Here is a 12,197-nt window from a genome sequence, read left to right on the forward strand (position 1 = left end):
GTTACTAGTGGATTGATTAAATTGAAGCTGTTTGAAAATGACCAAAAAAAGATTGATGGGTATACAATAGAATTTATTAAATAAATTTTAAAATTAATAGCTCGGGTCTATTTTTAGTTATAAAACAGATGGTTGTGCAGTAATTTGCCATTGTTTAGGTAAAGTTTTATGACTTAGATTTTTTATTATTCTTTTAAAACCGTTGATCAATTAAAAACCAGAAAAAAGCCTCATTACGAGGCTTTTTTTATCATCCTTATTTAATATTTGGATCGCCTTTTTTCAAGAAAAAGCGAATCGCTAATTTTTGTAGGAATGTTCCATAAGGAGGATGGAAAAGCTGAGTTGGGAAGAACCTATGGCGAATAAATACAGTTTTCGCATGTGAAAGTTCACGGAAACCTTCTTCACCATGATATGAACCCATGCCTGAGTTGCCAATACCACCGAAAGGAGCATCATGGTTAACTACATGCCAGCCCCAATCATTGATGGTCACTCCACCCGAATGAGTTTCACGCAAAATACGGTCACGTTCTACCGAGCTATGCGTAAAGCAATAAAGCGCTAAAGGTCGTTCATCCGATTTCACATAGGTAATCGCATCATCTAAAGAATCATATGCAACGACAGGTAAAATAGGGCCAAAGAGTTCTTCTTTCATAATGCGCATGTCGGGAGTGCAGTTAAGTACAATCTGTACAGGCATTCTGCGGCCTTGTTGGTCAAAGCTATAAGTGTCGCAAGGAATAATCCGCGCACCTTTTTCTTGTGCATCGGTCAAAATATCTTGAATACGTTTTAAATGACGGTCGTTCACAATGGACGTGTAATTCTCATTGTTTGTGATGTTTTGACCAAACATTTTTATAAAGCTTGATTTTGCAGCATCCACAAATTCATCAATACTTTCTTTTTGAACCAAAGCATAGTCAGGCGCTACACAGATTTGCCCACTGTTGGTAGCCTTACCATGCGTAATACGTTTTGCGGCATCGGCAATCGGGTAGTTACGGCTCACAATTGCTGGTGATTTGCCACCTAATTCGAGTGTAACAGGAGTTAGATTTTCAGCTGCTGCTCTCATTACCACTTTGCCAATAGCTGGAGAGCCAGTAAATACAATATGGTTAAACGGTAAAGAGGTAAATCTTGCTGGGTCTGTAATTTCTTCACCAAAGACTGCGACTTCATCTTCATTAAAGACTTCGGCGAGCATACGTCGTAGCATTGCATTAGTGTTTGGTGTAATTTCAGACAATTTAATCATGACTCGGTTGCCCGCAGCTAATGCGGCAATGAGCGGACCAAGTGCTAAATAAACGGGGAAGTTCCAAGGCACAATCACACCAACCACGCCTTTAGGTTGATATTGCACACTTAAGCGGTTTGATAAAAATAAAAGTTCGGTACGGCGTTTACTTGGACGCATCCAGCGGCGTAAATGATGAATCGCATGATCAGCTTCTAGCACTGACCCAAGCAAATCTAGTAGTTTAGATTCATCAAGTGATCTTGAACTAAAATCAGAATTAATCGCAGCAGCTAAAGCATCTTGATAACGGATAATTTGTTTTTTGAGTTGATGCAGTTTGGTGCGGCGTGTCTCAAGACTTGGATAGGGATCCGCCTCAAAATTGGCACGTTGTTTGGAAAAAATAAGTTCCATATGTTCAGTGGCAGAGCCGCTATATTCTTTTAAAGTGGAGCTTTCCATTTTTTATTCCTTCCCATACTTTTGCTTATCATACTTTATGCTTGAAGCGTTGTATGGTCGATGTTAAATTGAGACAACAAGAGGTAGTTTAGTGCCATTATGCACGTCACTCTAGGGATGGTGTGAGTTAAATGCCTAATAATCTTTATAAAAATGCAAATAGAGTTATCGAACGAAATTATGATAATACATCCTTAGGCTCGAATACATATTTGCTGGGTTTGACCAGTTTATTTGATGAAATGGGTTCGCAAGGCCATTCAATATCAGAAGTTCTGTCTGGCACAAATATTTCACCAGATACGATGAATCAATCCTCTTTATATATTTCTCAAGTCCAAAAAATTCAGTTATTTCAAAATATTCAAAAATTATCTCACGATCCCTTAATTGGTCTGCGTGCAGGGCAAAAGCAGCGGTTATTAGATTTTGGGGTGTATGGTTACGCACTTTACTCTTCGCGTAATTTTAGACAAGCGGTAGAGCTTGGCATCCGACATATTAAACTTGCAGGACCTATTTTAAAGAAGTCTTTTTATATTCGAGATGACGCTGCTGTTTTTGAAGGGCAGGACATTATTGCACTTGGTAAGCTTTTGCCTTTAGTGTGCGAGTTTTGGTTTAGCTCAATGCAAACCTTAATTGAACGTGTGCTTGAAGGGCCATTTCAAGCGAAGAAGCTTTTATTGCCTTATCCAGCACCTGATTACGCAGAGGAATACGAAAAAGTGTTTCATTGTCCTGTTCAGTTTAATGCTGGGGTGATGCAATGGCACTTTGATTTAAAATGGCTCGATGTACCTTGCCCGAATGCCAACCCGATTACCGCGGATATGTGTAAGTCGTTTTGTGAGCGGATGCTAGGTGCTGCTGAACTTGAAGAGCCTGAGTTGGTGAAAACGATTCGTTTAATATTATTGGATGGAACAGGGCTTTTTCCATCAGCTCAAGAAATGGCTGAACGGTTACATATGTCAAAGCGTACCTTACATCGGCGTTTGGCAAGTTTTAGTCTGACTTATCAAGAGTTATTAGATGAGACTCGGCGCCGTCTTGCGGATGAATATTTGCGAGAGACAACTTTAACCGTAGATGAAATTGCTGAGAGAATTGGCTTTTCAGATACCTCTAATTTTAGAAAAGCCTATCGTCACTGGACAGGCATTTCACCAAATGAGTATCGAATACAGTACCAAAATTAAAATCAAGTTTGGCTGCTACTTAAATCGAGAAAGTAACTTTTTCTGCAAAAATGGATTACAGAGCAAAATGGCAAATAAAATAATACATATGCCGATAATGCTAAACAGATCCGGTAATTCATGCCAAAAAATAAATCCCCAAATCCCTGCAAAAACAATTGCGATGTAGTTCATTGGGCCAATTTGTCCCGCTGGTGCTAAGCTATAAGCATAAGACATAAAAAGCTGACTAATGTTTGCTAAAAGTCCTGCGGCAATCAGCAAGGCGAGTTCATGCCAAGTGAAAATACGCCAATGCCAGAACATTGGAATTGATGAAATTAAGCTACCAAAAATACAGAAATAAAAAACAATACGTTCAGGCGGCTCTGTACTAGTTAAAGCTCTTACAGTTACAAAAGCCATCGCTGATAAAAAACATGCGCCTAAACCAATAAAGGACAATGCATTGAGTAGGCCTTGGTCAGGTTTAGCGACAAATAAAACCCCAACGAGTCCAATCACAGCAGCAAAAATCATCGACTTAGTGATTTTTTCTTTTAAGAAAAGCCATGCAATCAGTGGAATAAAAATAGGAGATGAATAACTAAAAACCATGGCATTCGATAGTTTTAAGTTCGCAATGGCATAGAAAAAACCATACATTGCGGCTAGCCCGACAATACTTCGCCAAGTATGCATCCAGAGTTTATCGGTTTTAATAAAGTCTAGCCCCTGTTTAAAGAGCATCGGAATAAAAATAAATAAACCTACTGCATTTCTAAAAAACACGACGGTGGCATTGTCCACCGTTTGTGAAGCAAAACGTATGCATACCCCCATAATGGAAAATAATAATGCTGATGTCATAAGACAAAGCAGTGCTTTTCCAAGTTGTGTAGAGGGGAGATTTGAAGCAGTCTGATTTTGCATAGAGAAATACAGTTTTTAATTTTCGATGTTATCTTAGCAGTGATGCGGGTATTGGATGAAATATCATTTGATAATGATTCAACAGTGATGCTTAGCAAAATAAAAAAGAGAGCCTGTTTAGCTCTCTTTTAATTTTTAGGGTGCTATTTACAGCTAAAGTTTTCAGCTTTTTCGCTATCACCTTGACCATTGTAACGGGCAATCAGTGGGTAAGGACAAAGTGGACGGGTACGGTCAGGTGCCCAATCTTGAGGAAGCTCGGTATTTACCTGACCACTAGGGTTACCTGCTCCGCGTGCAGTCGCTATTATTTTGTCAGGTACTTGCCCATATTCCACCCAGTTGACTAAGGCAGTCAGCGCATCAAATTGGTCGGTCGCAATACCATCACGGGTATGGTTCATGCCCGGAACTCTAAAGAAACGTGCAAATTCGGGTGCTGTACCTTTTGCATCATTTTTATAGTGTTGTAGCAGTTGATCGTACCAATTTTGGGTGTCATCCACAGAGAAAACACCGTCTGCTGTGCCTTGTACCACAATCATTTTGCCACCATGATTACGGAGTTTATCCAGATTCAATTCATCGGGTGGCATCATGAATGACATTGAACTTTCGGTGTATATATCATTAGTTGCCGAGAGTTTTGGATAGTCAGTATCGAAGTTAAAATTAAAGGCAAATTGTCTAGAGTTTTGAGTCACAGTTGGGTCTGGTGGAACCTGAAAAAGAATACCAACAGCAACAGGGTCACGTGCTGTTCCCACCGAAGATTCAAATTTCCAGCTTGCCCAGTTACTGCCGACTAAACCGGGGTCGAAAGGCTGGGTTGCATAGAGCGCTTGTCCAGCCGAATTTATAGGACCACGGTAAATGTTGGCTAATACATCAATTTGTTCGGTGCTTAAACAAGTACCATTTCTTGTGCTTGAGCAAACGGGTACATCTTTGTGAATATCAAAAGTTGTACGACAAGCCTCGACGTCTTGAACGAGTCCATCTGCAACACCGTCTAAAGCATCGCATCGATCTAAAATCGCTTTTGCTAATACTTTACGTTCCGAAAGAGTAAGAGCGGTACTTAGGTCATTTTCATCTGTTGCAACACGACGAAGCTGCTGCGCTGTGTAGAGTTGAGCCGCTGCTGCACGAGGTAAATGAAAACCTGGTGTACTTGCTAAAATTCCATCATATTGGTCGCCCAAACGGGTTGCAGCAATCATGGCATGACGCCCGCCGTTAGATGTACCACCTGCATAGGAGCGATCTGGCAATTTACCATATGCGGCTTTAATTAGGTTTTTTGCCATAGGCGTGAGTTTGGTAATTGCTCCGTAGCCGTAGTTAATTCTGGCTTGAGGGTCTAAACCAAACATTGGATTTTGTGAAGCATTATGTCCTGCATCGGAAGAAATAACCGCAAAACCATCATGCAGGGCATTGGTGAGTGGTCCACCGCTACCAACCTGACCCGTTGCTGGGACTAAATTACCATCGGTTCCACCATTGCCTTGATAGAGAAAACGGCCGTTCCAATCAACAGGTAAGCGCATTTCAAAACCAATTTGATACGTTTGTCCATCGACAGGGCTTATTCGTTGATCCATATAACCTTTAACCAAACAATGAGCGCCAATCGGTTTATTGGCGACAGTCAATGTGCCTGCTTCTTGAAGAGTAGCTGAGCTAATGACGGTATTGTTGTATTGAAAGCCGAGTAAGTCTGAACAGCTACCTGTCATTTTTACGCCAACAGCAGGAGATAACTGAGGTGGTTTGGTTGTTGAGGGAGCCGTTGTGTCATCACTATCACTTCCACAGCCTGCCAAAGAACCAAGCATGGCAAGTACTAAAGCAGAGTGGATCAAAATTCGTTTATTGTTGGTGTAATTCATTATTCATATCCTTATTGAATGAATGTTTGCAATTAATCTAAAACCAGAAAATTAGCTGTACTTCGTGCAATCATTTTGTTGTTTTGCCAAGCTTCACTTTCGAGATTCAGTACAGTTTTGCCTTGTTTAATGAAACGGCATTTAGTAATAACTTCGCCTACAGCACAGGGTTTTAAAAAATCCATGGTTAAGTTAATGGTGGTGGCTGGTTTACGGTCATTGGCAAGATATGCAAAAAGTCCCATCACGTCGTCAAGCATGGCGCAGATCATGCCACCTTCAACGGTGCCGCGTGGATTGGTGAAGCTTTCTAGCGCTGTGTAGTGGATGGTGAGCTCAGTATTTTTGTCATTCCAATGAATATTGTGTCCACCCAAATGGTGATGGATGGGTGGTAAGTGTTCTAAAGTTTTTTGATTCATAATAAAGGCTCCATCCTTAATCATTTATTTCCCGAAATTAAAAAGAGGTTCTATGTGTGACAGAACCTCTCGTTTTGAATTATTTAAATTTCCATGTGTAGTCGATGTTGATACGGGTTTCGTTTACAGGTTTGATGTTGGCTGTAGAGAGCATGTTGTTGTCATAAATGGCATAACGCGCGCGTAACCCTAGATTTTTTAACCAGCCACTTTGAACGGTGTAGCCTAAATCAAAGTCTGTTTCGCGTTCTTTTAAATTGGTTCCACCTAAGTTGGGAGCATAAATATTGTGACCTGTGGTGTAACGAGTCATGAAACGTAAACCCGGTACATAATCTTTAAAGTCATATTCATAACGGAAGCTATAGGCTTTTTCTTTGGGGTTTAAAAACTCACCCGGCCATGTATCAATAAGAAGTCCGGTTTCACCTCCAGTCAAATACGGAAATGCGGTGTCGCCGTGATGCTGGAAGGTTCCAAAAATAAATTTATGGTTTTGATGTTTAAGTTCGAAATGCGCATGATAAAGGTCATTATCGACTAAACCTGCTTTTGCTTGTCCGTCATCACGGCTGCGGTAGTAGCGTAACTGCGAGCTAAGATTAGTAGTGTCATTAATTTTATGTTGGTGTAAGGCACCGACCATGGTTTGGTTATAAAGATCATCAACATCCATGTAAAAAGCGGTGAGCTTGAGTGCAGGATTAAACTGATAGTTTCCACCTAAATAATAAAGCCCATCAGTTTCGGCACTTTTAAAACGTCCATTCACGCCTGAAATTTTAATTTTTTCATAGTTGGTCGAATCACGATGATTCACTTTATCGAGATAGGCTGCCTGTAAATCAAAATCTTTAATATCTTTACTGGTCAGTGAAATGCCTCTATAGGTTTGAGGAAGCAAACGAGCAGGTGACGCCACCAAAACAGGGTTCATTGGCATGAGCGTACCAATGCGTAGCTCGGTTTGGCTCATTTTCGCTTTTGCTGTGACCCCAATTTCGCCATAAGAGTCAGCGGGTTCATTGGTACGCGTGTCTCTAGGTAAGTTTCCTGTACCTCCATGTTCTGCGTCGGCATCGAGTTTAAAACCTGCCGTTGCAAGCACATCCAGCCCAAAACCGACAGTCCCTTCGGTATAACCTGAATTGGCTTTAAGAATAAAACCTTGTGTCCAGTCCTTGGCAGCAGGGTAAGCAGATTGCTCTTGGTAGTCGCGGTCAAAATAGAAATTTCGTGTGGTGAGTTCTACTGAACTGTTGTCAATAAAACTACCCGCACAGACTGAGCCTGAGAGCATAAGGGTAGAGTACATCCATAATTTCGACATAGCATTTCTTCCTGAAATAACATTTTTTTGTTTTCAACAAGGCATAGTTGTTGTGTCTGCCTTATTCGGTTTTTAAATCGAATTATTTTCCGAGCAGTTCTCGGGCTACGATTTCTTTCATAATTTCATTGGTTCCCCCATAAATTTTTTGTACCCGTGCATCCACAAAAAAGCGTGAAATCTGGTATTCCTGCATGTAACCGTATCCACCAAAAAGCTGAAGTAATTGATCAATCACTTCACATTGGACATCGGTAATAAAGCATTTCAGTGCGGCAACTTGAGTGACGCTTAAATGGTGTTGTTGATATAGCGCTGCACATTGGTCTACAAAAGCTTGTGCGGCTTTTGCTTTGATTTGGGCATTTGCGAGCACAAAACGAGTGTTTTGCATTTGGCTTAAGGGCTGCCCAAACGCTTTGCGCTCTAGTACATAGTCTTTAGTGATTTCAATAGCCCCCCAAATGGCCCCCAAAGCCATCATGGAAATACTTAAACGTTCGCGAGGTAACTCTTGCATTAAATAGGCAAAGCCTTGTCCTTCTTCACCCAAACGTTGAGTTGCAGGCACACAAACATCATCAAAAAATAGTTCGGCTGTATCTTGGGCATGCAGCCCGATTTTTTGTAATGAACGGCCTTTTTTGACGCCGTCTAAAGCAGCATCAACTAATAAGATTGAAATGCCTTTTGCTTTGGCTTGCGGATCGGTTTTTGCTACCAGAACGATCAGGTCGGCGTGCAAACCATTTGAGATAAACGTTTTTGAACCATTCACACGATAGTGGTCATTTTCTAAAATGGCTTGAGTGCGTATGGCTTGTAAGTCTGAACCCGCATTTGCTTCGGTCATGGCAATTGCAGTGACGACTTCCCCTGTCACCATTTTTGGTAACCAATAACGTTTTTGCTCTTCAGTTCCAATATTTTGCAGGTAAGGAGAGACCAACTCATTTTGTCCACCTATGGCAACCGCCAGAGACGCAAAGCCCGCTTGAGCAGTTTCTTGAACCAGCATGAGCGAGTAATGAACAGGAGCGCCATAGCCGCCATATTCCTCGGGCACATCAACACACAAAAAGCCATTTTCCCCAAGACGAAGCCATAGATCACGTGGGATAAGACCATCGTGTTCCCACTGTTCATAATACGGAGCAACCTGTTCTTTTAAGAACCTGCGATAGCTGTCCCGAAATAGTTCAAATTCTGTATCGTGTGGCATGTTGAACCTTTTTTTAGGCAAAAGTGAGGCTAAGGCCCAAACCGAAGTTTGAGCTTCCTTTTTATTTCAATGGCTTATTGCTTTAAGGTGGGCACCCGAATAATCAGCGGGTTATCAGTTTGCTTTTGATAAAGCTCATCAATTAAAGCGGCACGACGCTTGGTAATATTGCTTTGATTGAGGTTGCCTTTATCGGTCACTTCGCCTGCATCGAGTTGAGGTGGCTCGGTCATTAAATAAAGCATTGAGACTGTATTTGAGCTACCAGTCGCATCTTTATTGAAGGTCGTTAAAAATTGGCGGAACCATTGCTGGACTTTAGGATGCTGTAATATCTCTGTTGCAGAATGTTCGCCAAGCTTAAGGCCTGCATATTGAGCACATGCTTCTAATTTTGGAAAAATCAGAAAGCCAACAGCATTCAGGTTTGAACCAGTAATACAAACCTCCTGAACCAGTAAATTACCTTGAATGAGCACTTTATTGCGTAGTGTGCCGACATTTACAAAAGTACCCGTATTGAGTTTAAAGTCTTCAGCAATTCGTCCGTCGTACATTAGACCTTTAGTTGGATCATTCACATCGACTAAACGAACGGCATCACCCGTATGGAAAAAGCCTTCGTCGTCAAAAACTGTGCTTTGCTGGTCTGCCTTTAAACGCCAATAGCCTTTCATGACATGTTTGCCACGAACACAAAACTCAAGTTTGTCACCACATGGCACCAGCTTAATTTCGCATCCCGGAGCAGGGTAACCAATAAAGCCTGCCATCACGCGTGGACCAGTTGTAAAAGCACAAGATGGTGCTGTTTCTGTCATGCCCAAGCCGCTCATAATACGAATTTTTTCTCCGCAATGTTGCTGAGCAATTTTATCGAGTCTGTTCCAGCCCGCTTCTGAAAGCGCTGCACCTGCAAAGAATAAAATTTTAACTTTGGCAAAAAAGCGGTCTCTTAATTCTTCATCTTTTTCTAAAGCTTCAGTGAGTTCTTCCCAACCTTTTGGCACATTTAAATAAACGGTTGGAGAAATTTCTTTCAAATTACGAATAGTTTCGTCAAATTTTCCTGCAACGGGTTTGCCATCATCAATGTAAATGGTGCCTCCGTTATAGAGCGCAATGCCGACATTGTGACTGCCGCCAAAGGTGTGGTGCCAAGACAGCCAGTCGAGTAGGACAGGCGGCGTTTCTTCAAACTCAGGGAAAGTTTGCAATAACATTTGCTGATTAACACACAACATTAAATGCGTGGTCGGTACAGCTTTAGGCAATTTGGTTGAACCTGATGTAAACAGAAATTTGGCAATCTGGTTTTCATCAAGGGTTTGATAAAACTCTTGTACATTTGAAACTGGCGTATCTAATAGCGACTGAAAAGATGTGCAGATCTGATCGCCTACAATTCCTTTATTGGTCACCACTTCAATATCAGGCGTAATACATGCCTGAATCGCTTTGGCAAAAGCTTGCCCATCGCTGGCATAGACCATACCAGGAGTGAGCACTTCAAATACATGTTTGAGTTTGCCAAAGTCTTGGGAAATCAGAGAGTAGGCAGGGGAAATAGCAGAGAAAGGCACACCTGCCAACATGGCACCCATAGACAGAGTTAAATGTTCGAGATCATTACCACTTAAAATAACGAGTGGTCGTTCTTGGCTTAAATTACGGTCATGTAATGCCTGAGCAATGTGCCATGCACGTTGTAAAACTTCTGCATAACTCAGTTTGACCCATTCGCCTTGAGCATTGCGTTTCGCTGCAAAAATATGGTCTGGTTTGGTTTGTGCAAAATGAATTAACCGATCTGTCAGTTTTTGTGGATACGGTTTTAATTGCTCTTTTGGGCTGATATAGAGCGTGTCATCTTTGTGGTGATAATGAATATCATGTTGCCCTAATTTTACGAACCGTTCGCGGTCTTGTGATTGAGTGGCATTCATTTGCATTTCTTTCACTCCATGGGAAGCGCATCACTGCGCTTTATTTTTTGCATCATGCAATTTTTATTTAATATGTTGTTTTCCGCATTACCCTGACTAAATCGGGTAATGACGTGATTGGGTTTGAATGGTAATCCAGCGTAGTTCGGTAAATTCGGCAACAGAGACTTTACTACCAAAACGTCCGTAACCACTCGATTTTGTTCCGCCAAATGGCATTTGAGCTTCGTCATGTACGGTTGCGCCGTTAATATGACAAATACCCGAATCAATCTGTTTAGCGACTTCTAATGCCTGTGAAATATTCTGGCTAAACACTGCCGAAGACAGACCAAACTCGCTGTCATTTGCCAGTGCTATGCCTTCTTCAATGCTTGAAAAACGTTGAACTGTGCATACAGGTCCAAATGATTCTTCGCGGTAAAGCAGCATGTCAGATTTAATATTGAGCACCAGCGTCGGTTGCATGGTGGTGTCTTCAATATGAATGCCTAAAGGTAAGTCAGCACCTTTGTTTTGGGCATCTTCTAGCAAATGCTGAATACGGTTTGCAGCACGTCGACTTTCTAAAACACCGAGTACATTGTCTTTTGAAGTTGGATTACCTGCCCGAATAGAGCGGGTTTTTTCAATCAGTTTTTCAATAAATTGGTCGGCAATTTTGTCTTGAACCAAAACACGTTCGGTCGACATACAAATTTGCCCCTGATTAAAGAATGCTCCAAAAGCAACTGCATTTACGGCTTCATTAATGTCAGCTTCATTTAAAACCACAACAGGGGCTTTACCACCCAATTCAAGTAAAACAGGTTTTAAATATTTAGCAGCAGTCTCGGCAATAATTTTGCCGACTTTGGTTGAACCGGTAAAATTAATGCGCTTCACGGCTGGGTGAGACACTAAACGCTCCACGATTTGTGGTGCATCTTCAGCGGCATGCGTAATTACATTCACCACACCTTCACCTAGACCTGCTTCATGTAACACTTCACCAATGAGACGATGTGTTGCTGGACAGGCTTCTGATGCTTTTAACACTACCGTGTTACCACAAGCCAAAGGCATAGCAAGCGCACGTGTTGCCAAAATGACAGGGGCATTCCAAGGTGCAATTCCTACAATCACACCACAAGGAACTCGCACACCCATTGCAAGATTGCCCGGCACATCTGACGGAATCAGGCTTCCGTCAATTTGTGTGGTCATTGCTGCTGCTTCACGTAACATGTTGGCAGCAAGGTGAACGTTAAACCCATACCATGTTGCAGTTGAACCTGTTTCTTGCATTCCAGTTTGAATGAATTGCTCGGTTTTTTGGTCCATTAAATCGGCTGCTTTTAATAAGCGTAAACGGCGCTCGGTAGGCGAGAGCTTCGACCAAACTTTAAAAGCTTGCTGTGCCGAATCGATGGCACGATCAACATCTTCCAGTGTTGCAGCAGCAGCTTTAGTTGCCACCGATCCATCAATTGGACTGATACGCTCAAAAGTTGCCTGATTTGATGCATCAACAGATTGACCGTGAATAAGTAACTGTACATTTTGCATGGG

9 protein-coding genes are annotated in these 12,197 nt (G+C 41.7%); 1 reads left to right on the forward strand and 8 read right to left on the reverse strand.

Translation table 11 applies throughout. From position 1 onward, the window contains the following. Window positions 1–256: 256 nt before the first annotated feature. Complete coding sequence (locus tag HUN22_RS01995; RefSeq protein ID WP_174726298.1) at window positions 257–1,717, reverse strand: coniferyl aldehyde dehydrogenase; 1,461 nt, start codon at window positions 1,715–1,717, stop codon at window positions 257–259. Between the two features lie 131 nt (window positions 1,718–1,848). Between HUN22_RS01995 and HUN22_RS02000 the strand changes: the two genes are divergently transcribed. Beyond that, window positions 1,849–2,919, forward strand: a complete 1,071-nt coding sequence (locus tag HUN22_RS02000; protein ID WP_174726299.1) for an AraC family transcriptional regulator — start codon at window positions 1,849–1,851, stop codon at window positions 2,917–2,919. A gap of 15 nt (window positions 2,920–2,934) precedes the next feature. Here HUN22_RS02000 and HUN22_RS02005 read toward each other — a convergent pair whose 3' ends face one another. The 7 genes from HUN22_RS02005 to HUN22_RS02035 form a co-directional block, all read right to left on the reverse strand. Next, on the reverse strand, window positions 2,935–3,831 hold the full coding sequence (locus HUN22_RS02005) for a DMT family transporter (RefSeq protein ID WP_174726300.1): 897 nt from the start codon (window positions 3,829–3,831) through the stop codon (window positions 2,935–2,937). 143 nt (window positions 3,832–3,974) lie between these two features. Next, on the reverse strand, window positions 3,975–5,726 hold the full coding sequence (locus HUN22_RS02010; RefSeq protein ID WP_174726301.1) for a tannase/feruloyl esterase family alpha/beta hydrolase: 1,752 nt from the start codon (window positions 5,724–5,726) through the stop codon (window positions 3,975–3,977). Between the two features lie 32 nt (window positions 5,727–5,758). Continuing rightward, entirely contained in the window at window positions 5,759–6,148 is a 390-nt protein-coding gene (locus HUN22_RS02015) for a PaaI family thioesterase (RefSeq protein WP_174726302.1), read from the reverse strand. 79 nt (window positions 6,149–6,227) lie between these two features. Continuing rightward, window positions 6,228–7,478: an OprD family porin gene (locus HUN22_RS02020; protein WP_217488033.1), complete on the reverse strand. Its 1,251-nt coding sequence runs from the start codon at window positions 7,476–7,478 to the stop codon at window positions 6,228–6,230. Window positions 7,479–7,560: 82 nt separating this feature from the next. Continuing rightward, entirely contained in the window at window positions 7,561–8,700 is a 1,140-nt protein-coding gene (locus HUN22_RS02025) for an acyl-CoA dehydrogenase family protein (RefSeq protein WP_174726303.1), read from the reverse strand. A gap of 74 nt (window positions 8,701–8,774) precedes the next feature. Then, the gene (locus HUN22_RS02030) at window positions 8,775–10,661 is read right to left on the reverse strand and encodes a feruloyl-CoA synthase (RefSeq protein WP_174726304.1); all 1,887 of its coding nucleotides are present in this window, start codon (window positions 10,659–10,661) and stop codon (window positions 8,775–8,777) included. An 81-nt stretch (window positions 10,662–10,742) separates the two neighbouring features. After that, window positions 10,743–12,194 carry an aldehyde dehydrogenase gene (locus HUN22_RS02035; RefSeq protein WP_174726305.1) on the reverse strand — a complete coding sequence of 484 codons (1,452 nt, stop codon included), beginning with the start codon at window positions 12,192–12,194 and terminating at the stop codon, window positions 10,743–10,745. Window positions 12,195–12,197: the final 3 nt, after the last annotated feature.

Source organism: Acinetobacter lactucae (genome assembly GCF_013344765.1).
Lineage (GTDB): Bacteria > Pseudomonadota > Gammaproteobacteria > Pseudomonadales > Moraxellaceae > Acinetobacter > Acinetobacter lactucae_A.